The 19,840-nt window shown below is 60.4% G+C and carries 23 protein-coding genes; 6 read left to right on the top strand and 17 right to left on the bottom strand.

Features of this window, described 5'->3' with window-relative positions; translation table 11 throughout:
* The first annotated feature begins 5 nt into the window (after positions 1-5).
* Positions 6-1,094, top strand: a complete 1,089-nt coding sequence (locus J2X53_RS18350) for a flagellar type III secretion system protein FlhB (protein ID WP_349038950.1) — start codon at positions 6-8, stop codon at positions 1,092-1,094.
* Positions 1,091-1,420, top strand: coding sequence for a hypothetical protein (locus tag J2X53_RS18345; RefSeq protein ID WP_349038949.1), 330 nt, complete (start codon positions 1,091-1,093; stop codon positions 1,418-1,420). Before J2X53_RS18350 ends, J2X53_RS18345 begins: the two co-directional genes overlap by 4 nt.
* Positions 1,421-1,633: 213 nt before the next feature.
* On the opposite strand, the gene J2X53_RS18340 is transcribed toward J2X53_RS18345, so the two are convergent.
* From J2X53_RS18340 to J2X53_RS18300, 9 genes are read right to left on the bottom strand one after another with little or no spacing between them, the layout of a single operon-like run.
* Positions 1,634-2,119: a flagellar basal body-associated FliL family protein gene (locus J2X53_RS18340; RefSeq protein ID WP_349038972.1), complete on the bottom strand. Its 486-nt coding sequence runs from the start codon at positions 2,117-2,119 to the stop codon at positions 1,634-1,636.
* Positions 2,120-2,123: 4 nt separating this feature from the next.
* Positions 2,124-2,843 (bottom strand): flagellar basal body L-ring protein FlgH, encoded by a 720-nt coding sequence (gene flgH, locus J2X53_RS18335; RefSeq protein ID WP_349038948.1) that lies wholly within the window; start codon positions 2,841-2,843, stop codon positions 2,124-2,126.
* 4 nt (positions 2,844-2,847) lie between these two features.
* Positions 2,848-3,267: a flagellar basal body P-ring formation chaperone FlgA gene (gene flgA, locus J2X53_RS18330; RefSeq protein WP_349038947.1), complete on the bottom strand. Its 420-nt coding sequence runs from the start codon at positions 3,265-3,267 to the stop codon at positions 2,848-2,850.
* Entirely contained in the window at positions 3,267-4,052 is a 786-nt protein-coding gene (flgG, locus tag J2X53_RS18325) for a flagellar basal-body rod protein FlgG (protein WP_349038946.1), read from the bottom strand. Before flgG ends, flgA begins: the two co-directional genes overlap by 1 nt.
* 9 nt (positions 4,053-4,061) lie before the next feature.
* Positions 4,062-4,772, bottom strand: coding sequence for a flagellar hook-basal body complex protein (locus J2X53_RS18320; protein ID WP_349038945.1), 711 nt, complete (start codon positions 4,770-4,772; stop codon positions 4,062-4,064).
* A 1-nt stretch (position 4,773) separates the two neighbouring features.
* A complete protein-coding gene (locus J2X53_RS18315; protein WP_349038944.1) occupies positions 4,774-5,052 on the bottom strand; it encodes a flagellar biosynthetic protein FliQ in 279 nt (92 codons plus the stop codon).
* Complete coding sequence (fliE, locus tag J2X53_RS18310; protein WP_349038943.1) at positions 5,049-5,339, bottom strand: flagellar hook-basal body complex protein FliE; 291 nt, start codon at positions 5,337-5,339, stop codon at positions 5,049-5,051. The genes J2X53_RS18315 and fliE overlap by 4 nt, the downstream gene beginning before the upstream one ends.
* A gap of 10 nt (positions 5,340-5,349) precedes the next feature.
* On the bottom strand, positions 5,350-5,730 hold the full coding sequence (gene flgC, locus J2X53_RS18305) for a flagellar basal body rod protein FlgC (protein ID WP_349038942.1): 381 nt from the start codon (positions 5,728-5,730) through the stop codon (positions 5,350-5,352).
* Between the two features lie 10 nt (positions 5,731-5,740).
* Positions 5,741-6,148 (bottom strand): FlgB family protein, encoded by a 408-nt coding sequence (locus J2X53_RS18300; RefSeq protein WP_349038941.1) that lies wholly within the window; start codon positions 6,146-6,148, stop codon positions 5,741-5,743.
* A 57-nt stretch (positions 6,149-6,205) separates the two neighbouring features.
* Here J2X53_RS18300 and J2X53_RS18295 point away from each other — a divergent pair, with 57 nt between their 5' ends.
* Entirely contained in the window at positions 6,206-7,516 is a 1,311-nt protein-coding gene (locus J2X53_RS18295; RefSeq protein WP_349038940.1) for a FliI/YscN family ATPase, read from the top strand.
* Positions 7,517-7,536: 20 nt separating this feature from the next.
* On the opposite strand, the gene J2X53_RS18290 is transcribed toward J2X53_RS18295, so the two are convergent.
* The 6 genes from J2X53_RS18290 to J2X53_RS18265 all read right to left on the bottom strand — a co-directional run bounded on the left by J2X53_RS18290 (position 7,537) and on the right by J2X53_RS18265 (position 11,288).
* On the bottom strand, positions 7,537-8,352 hold the full coding sequence (locus J2X53_RS18290; RefSeq protein WP_349038939.1) for a DUF1217 domain-containing protein: 816 nt from the start codon (positions 8,350-8,352) through the stop codon (positions 7,537-7,539).
* Positions 8,349-8,753 (bottom strand): flagellar biosynthesis repressor FlbT, encoded by a 405-nt coding sequence (flbT, locus tag J2X53_RS18285; RefSeq protein WP_349038938.1) that lies wholly within the window; start codon positions 8,751-8,753, stop codon positions 8,349-8,351. The genes J2X53_RS18290 and flbT overlap by 4 nt, the downstream gene beginning before the upstream one ends.
* Complete coding sequence (gene flaF, locus J2X53_RS18280) at positions 8,750-9,127, bottom strand: flagellar biosynthesis regulator FlaF (RefSeq protein WP_349038937.1); 378 nt, start codon at positions 9,125-9,127, stop codon at positions 8,750-8,752. The genes flbT and flaF overlap by 4 nt, the downstream gene beginning before the upstream one ends.
* 68 nt (positions 9,128-9,195) lie before the next feature.
* Positions 9,196-10,494, bottom strand: a complete 1,299-nt coding sequence (locus tag J2X53_RS18275) for a flagellin (RefSeq protein ID WP_349038936.1) — start codon at positions 10,492-10,494, stop codon at positions 9,196-9,198.
* Between the two features lie 196 nt (positions 10,495-10,690).
* Positions 10,691-11,011 carry a hypothetical protein gene (locus J2X53_RS18270; protein ID WP_349038935.1) on the bottom strand — a complete coding sequence of 107 codons (321 nt, stop codon included), beginning with the start codon at positions 11,009-11,011 and terminating at the stop codon, positions 10,691-10,693.
* On the bottom strand, positions 11,004-11,288 hold the full coding sequence (locus J2X53_RS18265; RefSeq protein ID WP_349038934.1) for a rod-binding protein: 285 nt from the start codon (positions 11,286-11,288) through the stop codon (positions 11,004-11,006). The genes J2X53_RS18270 and J2X53_RS18265 overlap by 8 nt, the downstream gene beginning before the upstream one ends.
* A gap of 3,778 nt (positions 11,289-15,066) precedes the next feature.
* Between J2X53_RS18265 and J2X53_RS18260 the strand changes: the two genes are divergently transcribed.
* Both J2X53_RS18260 and J2X53_RS18255 read left to right on the top strand, forming a co-directional pair.
* On the top strand, positions 15,067-15,831 hold the full coding sequence (locus tag J2X53_RS18260) for a flagellar hook-length control protein FliK (RefSeq protein WP_349038933.1): 765 nt from the start codon (positions 15,067-15,069) through the stop codon (positions 15,829-15,831).
* 12 nt (positions 15,832-15,843) lie between these two features.
* Complete coding sequence (locus J2X53_RS18255; protein ID WP_349038932.1) at positions 15,844-16,506, top strand: flagellar hook capping FlgD N-terminal domain-containing protein; 663 nt, start codon at positions 15,844-15,846, stop codon at positions 16,504-16,506.
* A gap of 56 nt (positions 16,507-16,562) precedes the next feature.
* Here the strand turns inward: J2X53_RS18255 and ubiB are convergent, their stop codons facing one another.
* Complete coding sequence (gene ubiB, locus J2X53_RS18250; RefSeq protein WP_349038931.1) at positions 16,563-18,092, bottom strand: 2-polyprenylphenol 6-hydroxylase; 1,530 nt, start codon at positions 18,090-18,092, stop codon at positions 16,563-16,565.
* Positions 18,093-18,845, bottom strand: a complete 753-nt coding sequence (gene ubiE, locus J2X53_RS18245) for a bifunctional demethylmenaquinone methyltransferase/2-methoxy-6-polyprenyl-1,4-benzoquinol methylase UbiE (RefSeq protein WP_349038930.1) — start codon at positions 18,843-18,845, stop codon at positions 18,093-18,095. It lies immediately after the preceding gene.
* A 110-nt stretch (positions 18,846-18,955) separates the two neighbouring features.
* Between ubiE and mutM the strand changes: the two genes are divergently transcribed.
* Positions 18,956-19,807, top strand: coding sequence for a bifunctional DNA-formamidopyrimidine glycosylase/DNA-(apurinic or apyrimidinic site) lyase (mutM, locus tag J2X53_RS18240; protein ID WP_349038929.1), 852 nt, complete (start codon positions 18,956-18,958; stop codon positions 19,805-19,807).
* The last annotated feature ends 33 nt before the right edge of the window (positions 19,808-19,840 follow it).

Genomic DNA, 19,840 nt, shown 5'->3' with positions numbered 1-19,840 from the left:
CGCAGATGTCAAAATCTGACGATCAGAGCCCGAGTGAAAAAGAACACGAGCCCAGCGAGAAGAAGCTGGCAGATGCGCGCCGTCAAGGCGACATCGCCAAATCAATCGAGCTGCTGGCCGCGGCCTCTTATGCCGGGCTGTTTGTCGCCGTGCTGGCCGGGGCGCCCGCGGTTGAAAAGTCCGCACTTGCCGCCAGTATCCTGATAGGTCAAGCGCCAGAAATTGCCCGGCTGGCAATGGAGTCTTCACGGCCTGTCATCGGTGGTGTGCTTCAGTCAACGGTTCTGCCCTTTGTGCTGCTGCTGCTGGTTCCTGCGGCGGCTGTATGGCTTGCGCTTTTTGCAACTCAGGCAATCGTCTTTGCCCCGGACAAGCTGGCACCAAAACTTTCCCGCATTTCACCCTGGGAGACGGCAAAGAAGAAATTCGGAGCCGAGGGGCTGGTCGAATTTGCAAAGAATTTCTCAAAGTTGATGATCGTGTCGGTCGCTCTTGGCTGGTTCCTGATCAGTCATGCTGACAACATCCTTGCCTCCGTGTCTCTCGATCCGCGCCAGGGGCTCACTCAGCTGATTGCGCTGCTCGGCCAGTTTCTGGTGATTGTCATTCTGGTGACGACCGCTATCGGCGGTCTTGATCTGCTTTGGCAGCACCACTCTCTTTTGCAGCGCAACCGCATGTCCCGCAAAGACATGATGGATGAAATGAAAGAAAGCGAAGGCGACCCGCATACTAAGTCGCAACGGCGGCAACGGGGGCAGGATATCGCGATGAATCAGATGCTGGCAGAAGTGGCGACAGCCAGTGTGGTAATCGTCAATCCCAGCCACTATGCGGTTGCCCTGCGCTGGACAAAAGGCGCACGGACGGCCCCCATTGTCGTGGCCAAGGGCGTTGATGAAATCGCCCGCCGCATCCGCGAGACTGCGGCAGAGCATGGCGTGCCGATCCATTCCGACCCGCCCACGGCACGATCCCTGTTTGCCATGGTCGAGATCGGAAAGCCGATCGCGCGGGATCACTACCGCGCTGTCGCGGCCGCGATACGCTTTGCCGAAGCCATGCGCAAACGGGCAAAGGCGCGCACCAGATGAACACCCGGGAAAACCTGCGTAAGCTTGAAAAGATCGCGCAGCTGATGCGGGACCGGGATCTGTCCCGTCTGACACTCGCCTCGTCTCAAAAGGCCAGAACTCAGACGCTGCTTTCTGCCCTCGACAAGACGCAACCTTCCACCGGGCTGGACCCTGTGACTGCCGCACAGGTCGTAGACCGCTTTGGCCTCTGGGTCATGAACCGTCGTATCCTGCTTAACCAGCAACTGGCCCGCGACACTGTCAGCTGGATGGCTGCAAAGTCCGATGCCCAAAAGTCTTTCGGGCGGGCCGAAGTTCTTGGCAAGCTGACAAAGCGCCGGTGATTTCGTAGGTCTGTGCGTCGTGGCCGGTCAGACGCGTGCCGGCATCCACGATTACAGGGAATGGCATGCTTGCAACCAGACGCTCCCGACCGTCGCCGTCCAAGATATTCAATTTGTGAATCTATGAAGTCGAATATGCCAGAAAGGGCCCGCCCTGTCAGGGAGCGGACCCTTGCCAATCTGTTGCCCGGATCGGTCGCCTGAAATTGGCAGTCAGCTGTCCTGGCGGATCATATCGGTAATCAGCACATCCTTGACCATCTCACCCAGGACACGCTGCGCCACCTCTTTCAGTCCCCGGCGCAGGATGACCAGATTGTCTGCATCGGTAAACGAGCCCCGGAACCCGCCGGTGTTCGCATGATCAAACAACAGCTGAAGAATCCCGTCCCTCAGCTTGGGTTCCTGCGCAAAAACCCGCTCGGTGCCCCCCGGTTCCACCTCAAGACTGAGGGAAAGGATAACCAGCGAGGCAATCCGGTTCTTTTCGACGACAGGCACAATGAACTGATTGCTCAGCTTCACAAACTCCGGCAGTTGATCACTGGCGGCTTCTGCATGGTCTTCTTGCGCGTCGGCCTCTGTGCCATGCTCGCCTTCTACCGCAGCTGCAGGCGGTGGACGCAGGAAAAACCCCGCCCCCACTCCGGCACCCGCACCAAGCAAAATCAGCAACAGAGGGAGGAGTTTGCGCATTATGTCCTCAGAACGGCAGGAGAATGTCGGCGATCTGCTGACCATAGCGGGGCTGCTGAACATCGGATATCTGCCCCCGGCCACCATAGGCAATCCGCGCCCCCGCAATTTTATCGTAGGTCACTTCGTTTGTTCTGGAGATATCCGCCGGGCGCACATATCCGGTCACGATCAGCTCGCGGAGTTCAAAATTCACCCTGACCTCCTGTTGTCCTTCGATCCGCAAAACACCGTTGGCCAGTTCTTCGACCACGGTTGCTGCGACACGCAATGTCATCTTTTCGTTGCGCGACACCGAACCGTCGCCCGAAAAGGTTGACGAAGAGTTTGTATTCACCGCGTCTGCCATCGTTGCCCCTTCGGGCAGGGCTTTATTGAGGCGTTGTGGAAGGCCCATAAGCTGGGGCATGCCCATCGTCTGATTTCCCGTACGGGATCGGTCAGAGGAGTTTGAGATCTCTGCCCGGTCGTCAATTTCAATCACAACCGTCAGAATATCGCCACGCTTTCCAGCGCGTCTGTCGCCCAACAAAGAGGCCCGGCTCGCGGTCCACAGCGACGAGGCATCGGTCGGGCCATCCGGATCGGCCTGATCTGGCAGGGCATTGGAATACATCGCATGATGCTGATAGCTGCCTTCCAATGGCGAAAAATCCGGGGCTTTTCCCACTTGGTCAAGTGAGCCGCATCCCGCCAGAAAGAGCATGAGACATAGAGCAGCGCGCATTAGACTATCCTTCTGTCCGGACAACGCTCACAGTGCCGTCGGGCATGATGCGCCCCTGCACTGTGTTGCGTGAAGAGAGGTTTACAACCGGGATCACATCGCCCGCGCCGCCACGGTCAAGCGCGCGCCCTTCGGTAAAAATGGCAAGCGTTCCCATGACATAAGTGAGTGAGACAACCTGATTTCTCAGAACAATCGCAGGTGGGCCGAATTGTCCGTCGCGAATGGGCCGCCCCGGATACAGCGCAACGCGCGCCTCCTGGCCCGCCACAAGGGCAGGATCGGTTGGCGTGCCGGGAATGTCGGCATTCACAACGGAAATATCGGCCGCTTCAATCACCTGACCCGCCTTTATGATACGGTTCGGGATCAGCGCATCGGCAAAGACCGGCAGGGGAACAAGGCAAAGAACAAGCCAGCGCATCAGCGGACCTGTGTGGTGGCTGACAGCATCTGATCCGCAGCGGTGATTACTTTTGCGTTCAGCTCATACCCACGCTGCGCCTTGATCAGCTCGGTCACTTCACGGACTGCGTCGACCGAGCTTTCTTCAAGATAGCCCTGACGCAATGTGCCCAGACCATTTTCACCCGGTGCGGCCTGAAGCGGAGGACCAGAAGCCTCGGTTTCCAGAAAAAGGTTCGAGCCAATGGCTTCGAGCCCCTTTTCGTTGGTAAAGCCCGCCAGCGACAAGGCTCCCAGCAGTTCGGGCTCTGCCCGGTCCCCGAAGTAAGCATAGACTTCGCCGTCTGCATTGATGGCAATGGACCGCGCGTCTGCAGGAATTGTAATGCCCGGCGCAACCTGATTCCCCTCGGAATCGACGATCAGCCCCTCGCCGGTGCGCTTCAGCGCGCCGTCGCGGGTATAGGCGGCATTGCCGCCCGGCAACGTGACCTCAAGATAGCCCAACCCCTCGATCGCCACATCAAGATCGCCGCCGGTCTGGGACAGCGGCCCTTGCGCAAGGATGACCGACACAGCGGCCGGCCTGACCCCCAGCCCCAGTTGCACCCCGGTCGGAAGCAAGGTGCCATCGCTCGCGGACACAGAGCCCGGACGTGCCAGCTGCTGATAGTGAAGATCGGCAAAATCGGCCCGCCGGGCATTATATCCTGTGGTCGACATGTTCGCGAGGTTGTGCGCCACAACATCGACCCGCATTTGTTGTGCGGCCATGCCGGTTGCGGCAATCTGCAGCGCTTTCATAGGCTTCTCCTATCGGCCAAGTGTCTGGATGACATTGCGCTGGCGCTGATCCTCGGCATCGAGGAACTTCTGGCCCAGCTCATACGCCCGCTGAACCGTGATCATGCGGGCAATTTCAGAAACGGGTTCGACATTGCTGTCCTCAAGAAACCCTTGCCGGATCACAGCCCCTTCAGCCGGCTCGATGTCATCTGCCGCAAACAATGTACCGGCCTGATGGCGCAGCGACAGCGGATCAACCGGGCGCCAGACACCGATCTGGGCAATCGGCTGGCCATCAGCAGACATGGTGCCATCCGACGCAATCGAGACAGGACCAGCACCAAGCGGGGCCGGAACCGGGGCTCCGCCAGCATCCAGCAGCGCATATCCATCTGGATTGACCAGCACACCTTCAGCATTTGGCGAAAAGCTCCCGGCACGGGTCAGCCGTTCGCCTTCGGGCGCGGCGATGAGGAAAAACCCCTCGCCCTGAAGGCCCAGGTCAAAGATGCCGCCCGTCTGCGACAGACCGGCCTGACCAAGATCAATATGGCGGGCATTTCCGTGGGCCATCGACAGCGAAGGCTCCCCTTCCAGCCGGGTGACGTATTCGGAAAACACCACCCCCTCACGCCGAAAGCCGCTGGTGGAAATATTCGCAATGTTGTTGGCAACAACCTGCATTTCGCGCATCAGGCCTGATTGCCGGGTCAGGGCAGTATAGCCGGGGGTATCCATGTCAACTTCCCTCAATCAAAGGAATGATCGCATCGCTGAAGAACGTCACCAGCGTTGCGGTCATAAAGCTCATCGACACCCAGAAAACGATCAGCATCGCGCCCACCTTTGGAACAAATGTCAGCGTCATTTCCTGAATCGAGGTCAGCGCCTGAAACAGGCCCACCACCACACCCGCAACCAGCGCCACAATCAAAAGTGGGGCAGAGATGGTAACGGCAATCCAGAGGCCCTGCCGCAGGATGTCAAAGATGACACCCTCGGTCGCCGGGTTGCTCATACCGGCATCCTCAGGATTTCCTGATATGCCTCAACCACACGGTCCCGCACGGTAACCACTGTTTCCACGGCGCTCTGAGATGAGGCCAGGGCTTCAACCAAAGCATGCGGGTCAGCCCCACCAGTCATTGCGGCGCGGGCCGTTTCCTCGCCCCGCGACAAGGTTTCGGCAAAACTGCCCAGAAACCGCGCCGCCCCTTCCTCGGCTGAATTCGGGGGGGGTTCTGGAACCACCGTTGAACGGGCCTGTGCATAGGCCTGCGCGGCCAGAGACTTTCTGATATCCATTCTGGATCTCCTATCGACGGATGAGATCGAACAGGCTCTGCGTCATCTGGCGCGCCTGATCGAAGAGTCTGAGGTTCGCCTCATAGCTGCGCTGCGCTTCGCGCGCGTCAGCGATTTCGATCACCAGATCGACATTCGATCCATCATAGTGACCAGTCGTATCAGCCAGAGGATGGCTGGGGTCGAAGAGTTTTGGCAACGGCGTCTTGTCCAGACGGACACGCCCTGCGGAAACCGCTCCGGTTTCCATCTCTGACTGAAAGGAAACCAGTTTGCGCTGGTAGCCGGGCGTGTCAGCATTGGCGATATTCTCGGACACATGCCGCAGCCGCTTGGCCTGAGCCTCCATTCCAGAGGCCGAGAGGGATAATGCCCGCAAAAGGTCTGTCATATCATTCCCCTCAATTGTTCCGGCCAAGTGATGTGCGGATGATGGCAGATGTGCTGCGATAGACCGCCAATGCCATCTCGTGGCTTTGGCGCGCCTCAATCGCCTTCATCATCTGCTGATCCAGGGAAACATCGTTGCCATTGACGGCCATTCCGGAGCCGGACATCACGGGTGATGACGAATGTGAGTTTTCATTCACAATGTGGCCGGGACGTGTACCCCGAAGTGAAAATCCACCATCGTCATACACGCTGGCAAATGCCGGCAGGTCCATTGCCCGAAAGCCGGGGGTATCAGCATTGGCCACATTACGCGCCACCACTTCAACCCGAGAGCCCGCGTGGGCTGCAAGTGCCTGTGCCATTCTGGTCAATCCAAGTTTTTCAAACACCGGGGCTTCTCCCTCGATCCGCTTCATCAGTTCTTAGGGGTGATTCCTTTAAAAACCGTAATCACCGAACAAAGGGAGAATCCCATGACCGACATTTTTACCCCGCTGAGCCATCAGATCGCCCGCATCAGCCTTTCGCATCCGATCGGGCGGATCTGCACGGCCGAGGGCGGAACAATTTCAGTCCGTGGCCTGCAACATGCGGCGGCGTTGGGGGACCGAATCGCCATAGGTGCAAAGAACCGCAGCGGGGGGGAAGTTATCGGGATCGGTCCCGACAGCCTGACCGTCCTGCCAGATGACGGATTGGATGGTCTGGCCATTGGCGCGGAAATCGCGCTTCATGGCCCGGCCCGGATTGCGCCGGACGACAGCTGGATCGGCCGGGTGATTGATCCGCTCGGTCAACCTCTGGATGGGAGGCCGCTGTTTTCGGGAACCGAGCTGCGCAGTCTTTCCTCTGCCCCACCACCACCGGCGCGGCGCAGGCGGTTGGGCGAGCGGCTGAGTACCGGCAAGGCGGCGTTTGACACGCTTTTGCCGATTGCACGCGGGCAGCGTATCGGGCTTTTTTCGGGGTCAGGTGTCGGAAAATCCAGCTTGCTGGGCAGCTTTGCACGGGCGCTCACCGCCGATGTCGTGGTGATTGCCCTCATCGGGGAGCGGGGCCGTGAACTGCGCGAATTTACCGAAAGCGTTCTGGGGCCAGAGGGCATGAAGCGCAGCATCGTGATCGCCGCCACCTCTGACCGATCACCGTTGCTGCGCCGCCGTTGCGCCCTGACAGCGATTACGGTGGCAGAGCATTTCCGCGACAAGGGGCTGAATGTGTTGCTCCTTGCCGACAGCATCACCCGCTTTGCCGAAGCGCATCGCGAAATTGCGTTATCAGCAGGCGAACCGCCAAGCTTGCGGGGCTATCCTCCCTCGCTTCAGCACGCGATCATGGCCCTCGCAGAGCGTGCGGGGCCCGGTGTTGACGGGCAAGGGGATATTACAGCCATCTTTACAGTGCTGGTTGCAGGGTCGGATATGGAAGAGCCCGTCGCCGATATTCTGCGCGGCGTGCTCGACGGTCATGTCGTTCTGGACCGCAGGATCGCAGAGCGGGGGCGATTTCCCGCAGTTGATCTGCTGCGCTCGGTCTCCCGTTGCCTGCCTGCCGTGGCAAGTGAGGCCGAAAATGCCCTTATTGCCCGCACCAGAGGTTTGCTATCGGCATGGGATCGCGCAGAAATGATGGTTCAGGCGGGCCTGTATGAAAAAGGCAGCGATCCGATGGTCGATCAGGCAATCCGCCTTTGGCCAGGGTTGGATAGCTTTCTTGCAGAAGATTCTCCTGCAGGAGGAGTGCAGGCCAGCTTTGCCCGTTTGACCCACTATCTTCACGGGTAATCGGCTTTGCTCCACAAGCGTCAATTCAACCGGAAACGGGACACATTGGATTGCAAAAGCGCCAAGGCCACCTGCCCCGAACTCAGACTTGCAGAACTGGCTGCAAGCTCGGATCGCACCAGGAACTGTCTGACAAGTTTATCTACCTTATCGCCATCCGAAAACTGTGAAAGATCGTCTGTGCCGAACATTGCTTTGCTGCGATTCTGCAGCGTTTCTGCCTGTTTGTCGATATCGATCGCCCCAAATGATACTGGCAGACCAAAGGCACGTTCAAACACTTTCCGCAATGGCGGGTTGCCCATAACAGTGAACCATTTGGATAGAGTGCTGGCCTCCGTTTTGGCGAGAACAGGCAATTCCTGTTCAATATTCAAGGCAAGTCGCATGTCTTCATTCTGGGTGCCCACTGCCACAAAAAATTGCTGGGTTTTGTAGGACCCAAGAATCTTGTCAGCAAAGTCTGAAAGTTTTGTACGGGGTGTATTAAAGTCTCCAAAGCCAAATGTAGTCGAAAGTTTCTGATACTGCTTATTTGCCAGCTTGTTGGCAAGCGCGCCAGCTTTCAGTGTGCCATCTTCGAGAACCTTTCTGATAAAGAACTTGTTCCCGATATCCGCCTCAAGCCCAAAAGCGCCCAGCGCCACCCTCAGCAACCTGGGATCATTCACCAACTGCTCGGCGGAGGTGATGCTGCCAATCTTTTCACGAAAATAGGCTTCGTCACGCTTTATTGACGCTTGCGCATTGAATGCGTTGGTCTGTTGCGCCATCGTTCGTTTCAGAAAGGCCCAGCCAGCGTAGCCACCAATGGGGATGATAGGCGTATAGGTCACGTCGGGCCAACTGCCATCAGGCGTTCTTCTCGGGCCAACAAGCTGCGCAGACATTTCAAAGTCTGATAATGCTGATCTTCCAGAACAGCCTTGCTTGCGAGCGTCAGCTGAAGCCGACTGTCCGGATCAGTGAGCACCTGACTCAGTTGCTCAATCCCGCGCAGCAGTTGCAGTTGCGCATCTTTGGCCGTCACATCGCCGGATAGCACGAGTTGCGCAATGTAGCAGATGCGGCGGACCGGCGTATTTACCTCTTCCGGATGTATCGCATCGCGCAGACGCAGTATATGCGCATTCGGCGTCATTATGGCGAGGCGTGAGCGCCTGTCGCCGTTCTCGACGACGGCCCCGTTGATCAACACGCGCTCATGCGGACCCAGCTTCAGAACAAGACCGCTCATGTCGCGACCCCTTGTCCCCGCAACCCGCGCATGATCGCAGTATTGACATCAATCAGGACATCAACCGCGGCACTCCCCTCCAGAATCCGCCGCGTATGGATTTCAGAAAATTCGTATAGATAAAAGAGTTGCGCTCGTAGAGCGGATGGCAGGGTATTTCCTGGTGACGCGACATCTGCGGCCAGTGTGGACCAAAGGCCAAGATTGTCTGTCAAAGCCTGCACCAACCCCGGGAAGTCGGATTTCCGGTTCTGCCAGGATATGGAAAGCCTTTGCGTCACGCGCGCAAAAGCGTCGTATTCGATACTGCGCATCGGGCGCAGAGTAGCATCCGGGCGCGTGTAGCCCGATTTCGGGTGAATGAGCACGTTCACAGCGAATCCTTCGCGTTGCACCATCATGTGTCAGGGAAGTGGGCCGGGGTCCCCCCCGGCCCGGACCATCAGCGGAACAGCGCGAGGATGCTCTGTGGGGCCTGGTTTGCGATCGACAGCGACTGCGTGGCCAGCTGCTGTTGCACCTGCAGAGCCTGCAAGCGCGCCGATGCCTCTTCCATGTTCGCATCAACCATCGACCCGATACCGGATTTGAGCGAGTCGACCAGATTTCCGACAAAGGTATTCTGAATTTCGATCCGCTTCTGCGCGGTACCAAAATCAGAAGCCGCCTGAATTGCAGTCTGAGTCAGCCCTTCGATCACCCCCAGCGCCGATGCAGCGCCCGCGCTGGTGGACACATCAATGCTGCTCAGCTTCTCCAGACCACCGCCGATGGTGTTGCCAGCGGGCGCGTACACATTGAGCTGTGCGGTAACGTTGTTGCCGACGGTGGTGGAGCCGGTGAGGGTAATTTGGTTGGCAGTGGCGCCGGAGCCGACGGCTGCCGACATCTGGGTTTCCAGACCTTTTGACTTTGCATAGTCATTGAATGCAGAAGCCAGTCCTTTCGCGACATCTGCCGCGGTGTCACCATCGCGCGCGACGTAGCGTATGTCCTGGATGGTCGCCGTATTCGCCGTCGAGAGCCCCGCCGCACCCGCCGTGAGCGTGATGTTATAGCCATCACCTGCAGCGACGGAATTTGTGACAATGGTCACCGCAGTGGTCGGCGCCGTTACAGCGCCCGTCAGGGCCGTTGCCGCTGTGGTTGCGGCACCGGTTGCCTTCGCCGTCAATGCAGCACCTGCCGCCAGAGCTGCACCACCGACAACCGAAGTCGTGGTGCTCAGATCCGCTTTTCCGACGTTGATATTGGACGCCGAAACGCTGCCATCAGATGAACGGTCCAACGACGACAGCACGTTGATCGTGCCGCTTTCAGCAGTCTTGGACTTGTTCGACAGAAGGTTCAGGCCGTTGAACTGTGCAGCGCCGACAATCGAGCTGATCTGATCACGCAAAGCACTGATATCAGCCTGAATCTTGCTGCGGTCAACGTTGTCTTCCTGCGAGTTGACAACCTTGCCCTTCACTTCTTCCAGCAGCTTGGTGATCTGTTCCGACGCCGAGCGTGCAACGGCGATCGTCGAAGACCCCAGGGACAAGCTGTCAGAAATTGCCTTGAAGCCACTGACATCCGATTCCATCGTCTTGGAGATGGCCCAGACGGCCGCATTGTCCTTGGCGTTGCCGACAGCCTTGCCGGTGGAAATCTCGGCCTGGACCTGGCCCATATTCTTGTTGATGGACTTCATGGTTTGCAGAGCAACCATCGCGCCATTGTTTGTCAGAATGGAAGACATGTTCGTTCCTTCACACTTGCCGCGCTTTTCGCAGCTAAAATTACCGTCAGCCGACGGCTGGAAGGGCATTCTTGCCGTTGCCTTGGGATCATTCCCGCAGCGCCACCCCGACCTCGGGGCGCAAGACCGATACAAACCTCCAACTCCTAATCATCGGTGAACTGCCATTCGCCAATCACCGATGATTTGAAACAATTCAGACGCGCCTCGACGCAGGTGCACCATTGGGGACCGTTGCCTTATGCCCATCGCGGTCATAGGTGGTGAGTCCCTTGGCAGCCTCCGAAATTTCGGCAACCCGACGGCGGGCAGAACGCACACCTGACAAGGCCGCCTGAAGACAGTGTGCTGTCCGCTCAGCCTCGGCTTTCATTGCCTTCAGCTGGGTCAGAGAATTTGCAGGCATCTGTGCCTCGGCGGCTTCCAGCGCCGGGATCAGAGTGGCAAGCTGCCCATAATCCCCTGTGATCAACGTGTTGCGGACATCTGCCAGGAGAGTGGCAATGCTGTCAGTCATGCTTTGCCTCCTGCGCTTTGACCAGAGACTCAAAAATGCTCTGGGCCAGACCCAGCCCCCCCTTTTCAACAATCCCGCGCGCCTGTTCCGTGCGCAGGAAAGATGCAAACTGCTCTTCACCGATCCCGCCACCAAATGCATCCGATGATTCGCCCAACCCAGCGTGAGCCAGCATCTCGGTCAGAAACGCCACCTCCAGTTCCTTTGCTTTTTCATACAGTTGATCATGACCAGGCTTTTTCGGAAGAGGGGTCGGCAAGGCAGATTCTATGTGCATCACAACGCTCCGTTTAACTTGAATTGTCCCCAATATCTGCGATCTGGGTAAACAGTCGGTAAGCAATTTCGGGCATTTCTTGGGCAGTCATCATTTGATCCCGGAATGCAGAATGCAGATCACGAGTGCGACCCAGCTTCCGCTATCCCCGCAGGTGCCGTCAAAGCAGGCGGTGGACAATTCAGGCACTTTTGCAGCGGTGGTCCAGTCTCTTGACACCATGATATCGCCCCCGCCCACGATTTTGCCCTCACGCCAGCCGCAAATCCGCGAAACGCCAATCCGCGAATCATCGGCGCAAACCCGGTTTCCGGGGGAGGAAACAGAAGCCTTCGTTTTGGCGGATACATCGGGGGGCGACGCTGCGCTCGTGAATAAGGTGGCTTTTGCAGCAGTGCGCAATCTGGCGGACCAGAATCAGAACATGCCGCCGCTTGATATCGGAACGCCTGAAAGGCACCCCAATACCGCACAGAATGAAACACCCGCGCAGGTGCAGGAGACAGGGCTGGCAATACCGCAGCCAGACCCGGGTCTGGCTGATACGCCGCAGCCGGAGCCACTGCATAAGACGGGGCAACCCGGCAATCCGCACACCGCTGGCAGCCCCCTCCCGCTGCAGGATGACGCGACGACGAATGACCCGCCCACCGGCACATCTGCCGCTCCTGCGAATCCATCTCCACCGGCAAACGGGCCAGACCTTCCCCTTTTGCAGGATCTGCCCGCTCCTGAGCGCGAACAGGTTTCCGGTGATCCACTGCCGCTGCCTGGTTTGCCCGTCTCACCCACACAGCCAGCCACGCTGAAAGAAGCCGCCATCCAACCCGCCCCAAGGCCGGTGGTGACGACGGACGCCGTTCTTTTCCGGGCGGACAATACTCCTCCACAGACAGACCTGCTTCGCCCCGCACCGCAGCCCGCACCGCAGTCCGCACCGCCGCGCGTGCAGGCTGCATATGGGGGTCCTGCCGGGCCAGATCTCGGTACGCCTCCGGCGCAGACGGACCGGCCACATACAATTGGCGGCCAATTTGGCAAAGGACCAGACATCCTCGTGTCGGTTAAATCCGCAATCATCCCTGCAGCAGAAAGCATTCCACCACGGGCAGACCTGTCTCGCCCGCCCGTGCCACAGGCCCAATCCGTACCTCAACATGAGACCGCTTCGGCCGAACGGCCCCAGCCAAATCCCGGCATACCACCCGCGCAGTCAGGCCCGGCGCAAGCAACCAATTCCCAAGCCGTGACCCCGCCGCAATCCCCACCGGCAACGGCCAGTGCCGGACCTGTGACCCCGGCTGGCAGCGCTCCAAAGCAGGCACTCCCGCCTCAGGCCCCCCTGCCACAGATCCACCCGGCTATGCCACGCGAACAGACCCTGCTCGAAGCATCTCCCCGTTCCGACCTCCGCAGGTCACCCGCGCCGGCCAGCCCGTCGCAGGCAACCGGCCGCCATCCAGAGGCCGAGCAGCGACTCCCGATCACAACAATCAACTCCGGAGCAGCGGCCTCGGGTGACAGCATCGGTCCGCTGGCAAGCACCGCCCGGCAGCCGCTGCCACAGGTCCATCCGATATCCCATGCACCAGCCCAGCCTGATACGCGTCCACCGCCAAGTCCCCTCACGTCACCCGCGCAGCCAAGGCCAGCGCAAGCAGTCAATCCCCAAGCCGTGGCCACGCCGCCATCCCCACCGGCAACGGCCAGTGCCGGACCTGCGACCCCGGCTGACAGCGCCCCAAAACAGGCACTCCAACCTCAGCCCATCCTGCCACAGGCCCAAGCCGTACCGCAGCAAGAGATGGCTTCGGTTGAACGGCCCCAGCCAAATCCCCGCACGCCACCCGCGCAGACAGGCCCGGTGCAAGCAACCAATCCCCAAGCCGTGACCCCGCCACAATCCCCACCGGCAACGGCCAGTGCCGGACCTGTGACCCCGGCTGGCAGCGCTCCAAAGCAGGCCCCCCTGCCACAGATCCAACCGGCTATGCCACGCGAACAGACCCTGCTCGAAGCATCTCCCCGTTCCGACCTCCGCACATCACCCGCGCCGGCCAGCCCGGCGCAGGCAACCGGCCGCCATCCAGAGGCCGAGCAGCGACTCCCGATCACAACAATCAACTCCGGAGCAGCGGCCTCGGGTGACAGCATCGGTCCGCTGGCAAGCAGCGCCCGGCAGCCGCTGCCACAGGTCCAGCCCCTATCGCATGCACAAGCTCAGCCTGATACGCGTCCACCGCCAAGTCCCGTCACGTCACCCGCGCAGCCAGGGCCAGCGCAAGCAACGAATCCCCAAGCCATGGCCACGCCGCCATCCCCACCGGCAACGACCAGTGACAGACCTGTGACCACGGCTGGCAGCGCTCCAAAACAGGCACTCCCACCTCAGCCAATCCTGCCACAGGCCCAAGCCGTACCGCAGCAAGAGATGGCTTCGGTTGAACGGCCACAGCCAAACACCCGCACGCCACCCGCGCAGACAGCCCCGGTGCAAGCAAACAATCCCCAAGCCGTGGCCCCGCCGCAATACCCACCGGCAACAGCCGGTGCCGGACCTGTGGCCACGGTCAGCAGCGCCCCAAAACAGGCACTCCCGCCTCAGCCCCCCCCGCCACAGGCCCAATCCGTGCTGCCGCATGAGACCGCTTCGGTTGAACGGCCACAGCCAAATCCCCGCCCGCCACCCACGCAGACAAGCCCGGCGCAAGCAAACGCCCCCCAACCCGTCGCACCGCCGCGGGAACCGGTCGCACGTGACAGTATGCGTCCGGCAGTTCTTCGCTACCTGCCCGAGCAGATGACCCCCGCACAAAACTCCGCCAAGCCGGAGATGCTTTCCGCCACGGCAAAGCTTGAGGGACCAAAAGACACAGCCGCCAGCTTGTTCCCATTGACCCGGCAAACGAAGGAGACCCCTTCGTCGCCTCCCGCAACACATAGCGCTCCGATCAGTCGCGGTGCCTCACCTGTGATGCAGGCGAATGAAGCCGCGACAACCGATGCCCGTCTGCCCGGTCCATCACTGCGGGAAGCAGCTGCCGACGCAGGTCAGAAAGTATCGGTTGATGTTCAGAAAGCTGCACATATCGCACCCTCCGCTCATTTGCATGAGCTCCCGACCCAATCAGAACACGACTCACCATCAGGTCCGCTGAAGGCAGATGGCAAAGACCTCCCTGCGCCCACCCGCACACTGGCACCGGTGCAACCGCCGCTTGTACCGGCGCAGGAGGGTGGGCAAAAACTGGTTTTGTCACAGCCAGCGGCCGCGCCGATGGGTGAAACCGGCACAGCCGATGCGTCAGTTTCATCTGCGCCACACCGGACAAATCCGGCCAGTTCCGGCCCCCGGCTGGCCAGTGCTCCGCCACAGTTGCTTGACGAACCGGCGCGAGTGCAGCCCGAAACTCGCGGAACCGACACGAAAACGGCCGGGGCTAACAGAACAAACGGGTCAGAATCAACCACGCTGCCGGAACCTGCGAGAACAGCCCCTGTGGCACCTGATGAAAAGCCTGCGCCACCGCTTGCCATGGCAGCCCCTTCTGACAAGCGCGCGGGCACCCGGTCAGAGCCTGCAGTCGTCTGGCAAGGACAAACCCTGCAAAACCTCTCCGCTCCCGTGCGCTCAGGGCAAGAGACGTATTATTCTCCAGCCCCTTTGCTACCCCTTCGGCAAGACCAGGGATCACGGCCATCACGCGTCGCGTCGGAAACAGGTGCTCCCCTCACACATGCGCAACCGGCACAGACTGCAGCGATCTCCTACGCCACGATGTCACCCGTTTCTGCCATCCCGCCCGCTGATAACAAGTCTGCTCCGGCATCAACCATGCGCCCGCACGGCCAAGTGCCATTGATTGTCACTGAACCGGCGCCTCACCCGCACCCCGGCTACGCCCCGCTGCCACCCGAACCAGAAAATGCGCCCCGCCGCGATACCCGATCGCCGCCGAAGACAGGCCCTGCCGCGGCAGGCGATATCAGAACGCCCCTCCAACCCACGGACCTGACCCGGAATGCCGCCGCAAACGACGCGGCCCTGGTCAACGCAGACATGCCGCCCTTGAACCGGGAGGGGGCGGGGCAAGGCCTGCCCGCGTCCTTCCCCAGTTCGGCGCTGCCGGCAGGCACCGGCCCGCCACCCGTCGCGCATCAGGTTGCGCAATCCATTATCCAAACGCTGAAAATGGCTGGCGATGGCCCCATCGCATTGACATTGCGGCCAGAAGAGCTGGGACAGCTTCGCTTTGAAATCTCAACGACGGGTGACAGGCTCGCAGTCATTCTGTTTGTCGAGCGGCCCGAAGCGATGGAGTTGATCCGCCGTCATGGTGATCAGTTGCTGAGCGATCTGCGGCTATCCGGCTTTAGCCAACCCACGCTCAGCTTTGGCGACTGGGCGCAGCGGGATGGTCGCGCAGGCACACCATCCGGCCAGCCAGCATCAACCGCCCCCGTCCCTGAGGGCGATTCCCCCGCGGTTATTGAACCCCCTCATCGTTTCACCGCTACCGGGCGGCTGGACCTCCGGCTCTGAAAGGAATTTCCCATGGACGCTCTGAGAACGCAATTCGGCTCGAATACACCATCCGCTGCTTCAACCGTACAACCCCGGTCTGCCTTCGCCAGCTCAGATTTTGAAACATTCCTCAAAATGCTGACGGTACAGATGCAGAATCAGGATCCGATGAATCCGATTGATTCGGCCGATTATGCCGTTCAGCTTGCGACGTTTTCCGGTGTGGAGCAGGCTGTGCGCACCAATCAGCTGTTGGAAAGCCTGCAATCACAATTCGGATTGCTGGGCATGGCGCAACTTGCAGGCTGGGTCGGGCAAGAGGCGCGGGCCGCGGCACCCGTCTATATGGACGGCAGGCCCGTCACACTGTCGCCCAACCCGGCAGCCGCCGCCGACCGTGCCGTTCTTGTGGTAACAGATTCACAGGGTCGCGTTGTCTCGCGTGACGATATCCCTGTCTCGGCAGAGCCTTATGAGTGGATCGGCACTGGCCCGACCGGTGCGGCACTTCCCGTCGGCAGATATACTTTGTCCCTCGAAAGCTACTATGCGGATGATCTTCTTACCACGACCCCCGTGGAACACTACGCCCCGATCCTGGAGGCGCGGGGCGGCCCCGGTGGCACCAAACTCATCCTCCGGGGTGGAATTGAGGTTCTGGCTACCGATGTCACAGCCTTGCGGGTTCCGTAATGTTTCAACCTTTATGAAAGGCTATTGCCCCCTGCCCGGATTGGACACAACAAAGTCTATATAAACTGCCCCAACCAAAGCCCGGCGGCCAACATCGCTGCACCCGTCAGGCCGGTCCAGACCGGCCACCAGTTGCGCTTTGTCTGAACCATCTTTGGCGTATCGGCTTGCGCGATCAACGCCGCCTCGACCAGTTGCGGCAGCCGCGGGCCAAATCGCGCCAGCACACGGGCCGTCTTACCCAGATCGCGCAACAGGGCGCGCGGGCCGATGTTCTTGGTGATGTAGCCTTCGACGATGGGCTTGGCGACTTCCCAGATGTTGATATGCGGGTCCAGACCACGGGCGACGCCCTCGACCACAACCATCGTGCGTTGCAGCAAGATCAGTTCGGTCCGGGTTTCCATCCCGAAACGCTCTGTCACTTCAAACAGATAGGCCAAAAGCCGTGCCATCGAGATCCGGCTGGCATCCATCCCGAAAATCGGCTCGCCCACCGCACGCAGCGCACGGGCGAATTCGTCGATGTCCCGGTCGGCAGGCACGTACCCCGCCTCGAAATGCACCTCGGCGACCCGGCGATAATCTTTGCGGATAAAGCCGAACAGAATTTCCGCATAGACCCGCCGCGTATATTCATCAATCCGCCCCATGATGCCAAAATCATAGGCGATGATATTGCCGTTGGCCGCGACCTTGAGGTTGCCCTGATGCATGTCGGCGTGAAAATAGCCGTCGCGCAACGCATGGTTCAGGAACAGCTGCAAGACGCGCGCGCCCAGCACCTTGCGGTCATGCCCGGCGGCGTCAATCAGGTCGTTATCGTTGAGTCCGATGCCTTCGGCCCAGTCCAGCGTCATCACGCTGCGGCCCGACAGGAACCAGATCGGCCTTGGCACCTGAAACCCGGCGTCGCCCTCGGTATTGGCCGCAAACTCGGCGGCGGCGCTCGATTCCAGGCGGAAATCCAGCTCGCCCATGACCACACCCTCGAAGTGGCGGATCACCTCCAAAGGGCGCAGACGGCGCGACGAGGGAGAAATAAATTCAATGGCTTGCGCGGCGAAGTAAAACGCGTCGATATCCTTGCGGAACGCCCGTTCAATCCCCGGACGCAGCACCTTGACCGCAACTTCGCGCCCGTCTTCGACCAGCCAAGCCTTGTGGACCTGCGCGATAGAGGCAGCGGCGACCGGCTCGGAAAACTCGCGGAACATCTGGTCGACCGGCAGCTCCAGCTCGGCCTCGATCATATTTTTGGCGACCTCGATCGGGAACGGCGGCAGCTTGTCCTGCAGGTATTTCAGCTGCAACGCCAACTCATCGCCCACCACATCCGGGCGCGTCGACAGAATCTGGCCGAACTTGATATAGGCCGGGCCAAGCGCTTGCAGCGCGCGCGTCACCGGGGGCAGCGCCGGGTCACCGCGCAGACCCAGTGGCTTGAACGGCCACCCCAGTATCCGCGCCGCAAAACGCAGACGCGGCGGCGCGCGGAACGCCTCCAGCACCACACCGATTGCACCCGTGCGCTCCAGCGTGGCAAGGGTGCGGATCAGACGCCAGATGTTGTGGGGGCCACGCACTTACAGCTTCCATCCCGAATGAAGGGCGGCGATGCCCATGGTCTGATTGCGGTACTTGACCTGATCAAAGCCTGCCTGACGGATCATTGTGGCAAACGCCTCCTGGTCGGGGAATTTGCGGATGCTTTCGACCAGATACTGATAGCTGTCGCGGTCGCCCGCCACGATCTGGCCCATCAGCGGGATCACGTTGAACGAATACAGATCATAGGCCTTTTGCATCAGATCATTCGGAATCTGGCTGAACTCCAGCACCATCAGCCGCCCGCCGGGGCGCAGCACGCGGTAGGCTTCGGACAGCGCATCTGCGATCCGGGTCACATTCCGGATGCCGAAACTGATCGTGTAAACATCAAAGCTGTTGCTCTCGAACGGCAAGGCCATCGCGTCGCCCACCACCCAGCCCAGCCGGTCAGCCATACTGTCTGCCTCGGCCCGCTGCCGCCCGGCGATCAGCATCGATTCGGTCATGTCGCAGACCACCGCCGTCGCCCCCGGCGCGCGGTTCAGGAAACGGAACGCAACGTCACCCGTGCCGCCCGCCACATCCAGCAGCCGCTGACCGGGCCGGGGGGCGAGCCAATCCATCATCGCATCTTTCCACAGACGGTGAACCCCAACCGACATCAGGTCGTTCATGATGTCGTATTTGCTGGCCACCCGCGTAAAGACGCCATGCACCATTCCGGCCTTGTCGGCCTCCGGTACGGTCTGATAGCCGAAATGCGTCGTGCTTTTGTCGTCGTCGGTCATGGGCCTTGCCCTTTATTGCCTGTCCGTCTTCTTATAGGGCGCATCTGCGCGGCTGCAATGCGCCACCCTGTCCGGGGGCGGCCCGCGCGAAACAGCAGGAGCTTCCGATCATGCCCGAACTGCCCGAGGTTGAAACCGTCCGCCGCGGTCTTCTGCCGGTGATGGAGGGGCAGGTGATCGCGCTGGCCACCGTCAACCGGGATGGGCTGCGCTGGCCGTTTCCGCACGATATGGCTGCGCGGCTGACCAACGCTCGGGTCAATACCCTGCGGCGGCGGTCGAAGTATATTCTGGCCGACCTGTCCACTGATGAGACTTTGCTCATTCACCTCGGCATGTCGGGGCGAATGCTGATTTCCGGCCAGATGCTTGGCACCTTTCACCACGACCACCCTGCCCCGCAAAAGCATGACCATGTGGTGCTGGATATGGCAGGGGGCGCGCGCATCACCTTTAACGATGCCCGCCGGTTCGGGGCGATGGATCTGATGCCGACCGCCACGGCAGAGACGCATCCGCTGCTTGCCGCGCTGGGGCCGGAACCGATGGGGAATGGCTTTGACGAGGCGTATCTGATGGCCCGCCTCAAGGGCCGCAACACGCCGATAAAATCTGCGTTGCTGGATCAGCATATCGTGGCCGGTCTGGGCAATATCTATGTCTGCGAAACCCTGTACCGCGCCCGCATTGCGCCCGCGACCAAGGCCGGCGCGCTGACGGCCCGTCAGGTTGCGGGCCTTGTCCCGCTGATCCGCGAGGTGCTGGCCGAGGCGATCGAGGCGGGCGGCAGCAGCCTGCGCGATTTCCGTCAGGCCGACGGCGAGCTGGGCTATTTCCAGCACCGCTTTCAGGTCTATGACCGCGAAGGCGAACCTTGCGTAACCCCCGGCTGCAGCGCAAAAATTGAGCGGATGGTGCAATCCGGGCGGTCGTCTTTCTATTGCCCGATATGCCAGCGTTGACTTGCCATCAGGCAAGATACTGCTAGGAGTCAC

The organism is Pseudotabrizicola sp. 4114, assembly GCF_031457365.1.
GTDB lineage: Bacteria > Pseudomonadota > Alphaproteobacteria > Rhodobacterales > Rhodobacteraceae > Pseudotabrizicola.
Note: the sequence above shows the minus strand (reverse complement) of the source record. Positions and strands in the feature narration are given on the sequence as shown.

Coding starts and splice junctions, on each gene's coding strand:
- J2X53_RS18320 (WP_349038945.1), bottom strand. CDS start 4,772: ATGGATACCCCCGGCTATACTGCCCTGACCCGGCAATCAGGCCTGATG.
- ubiE (WP_349038930.1), bottom strand. CDS start 18,845: ATGACCGACGACGACAAAAGCACGACGCATTTCGGCTATCAGACCGTA.
- J2X53_RS18315 (WP_349038944.1), bottom strand. CDS start 5,052: ATGAGCAACCCGGCGACCGAGGGTGTCATCTTTGACATCCTGCGGCAG.
- J2X53_RS18265 (WP_349038934.1), bottom strand. CDS start 11,288: ATGCACATAGAATCTGCCTTGCCGACCCCTCTTCCGAAAAAGCCTGGT.
- flgG (WP_349038946.1), bottom strand. CDS start 4,052: ATGAAAGCGCTGCAGATTGCCGCAACCGGCATGGCCGCACAACAAATG.
- flgH (WP_349038948.1), bottom strand. CDS start 2,843: ATGCGCGCTGCTCTATGTCTCATGCTCTTTCTGGCGGGATGCGGCTCA.
- flgA (WP_349038947.1), bottom strand. CDS start 3,267: ATGCGCTGGCTTGTTCTTTGCCTTGTTCCCCTGCCGGTCTTTGCCGAT.
- J2X53_RS18260 (WP_349038933.1), top strand. CDS start 15,067: ATGTCACCCGTTTCTGCCATCCCGCCCGCTGATAACAAGTCTGCTCCG.
- J2X53_RS18350 (WP_349038950.1), top strand. CDS start 6: ATGTCAAAATCTGACGATCAGAGCCCGAGTGAAAAAGAACACGAGCCC.
- J2X53_RS18270 (WP_349038935.1), bottom strand. CDS start 11,011: ATGACTGACAGCATTGCCACTCTCCTGGCAGATGTCCGCAACACGTTG.
- J2X53_RS18300 (WP_349038941.1), bottom strand. CDS start 6,148: ATGAAGCGGATCGAGGGAGAAGCCCCGGTGTTTGAAAAACTTGGATTG.
- flgC (WP_349038942.1), bottom strand. CDS start 5,730: ATGACAGACCTTTTGCGGGCATTATCCCTCTCGGCCTCTGGAATGGAG.
- flbT (WP_349038938.1), bottom strand. CDS start 8,753: ATGAGCGGTCTTGTTCTGAAGCTGGGTCCGCATGAGCGCGTGTTGATC.
- fliE (WP_349038943.1), bottom strand. CDS start 5,339: ATGGATATCAGAAAGTCTCTGGCCGCGCAGGCCTATGCACAGGCCCGT.
- J2X53_RS18255 (WP_349038932.1), top strand. CDS start 15,844: ATGGACGCTCTGAGAACGCAATTCGGCTCGAATACACCATCCGCTGCT.
- J2X53_RS18345 (WP_349038949.1), top strand. CDS start 1,091: ATGAACACCCGGGAAAACCTGCGTAAGCTTGAAAAGATCGCGCAGCTG.
- J2X53_RS18275 (WP_349038936.1), bottom strand. CDS start 10,494: ATGTCTTCCATTCTGACAAACAATGGCGCGATGGTTGCTCTGCAAACC.
- mutM (WP_349038929.1), top strand. CDS start 18,956: ATGCCCGAACTGCCCGAGGTTGAAACCGTCCGCCGCGGTCTTCTGCCG.
- J2X53_RS18295 (WP_349038940.1), top strand. CDS start 6,206: ATGACCGACATTTTTACCCCGCTGAGCCATCAGATCGCCCGCATCAGC.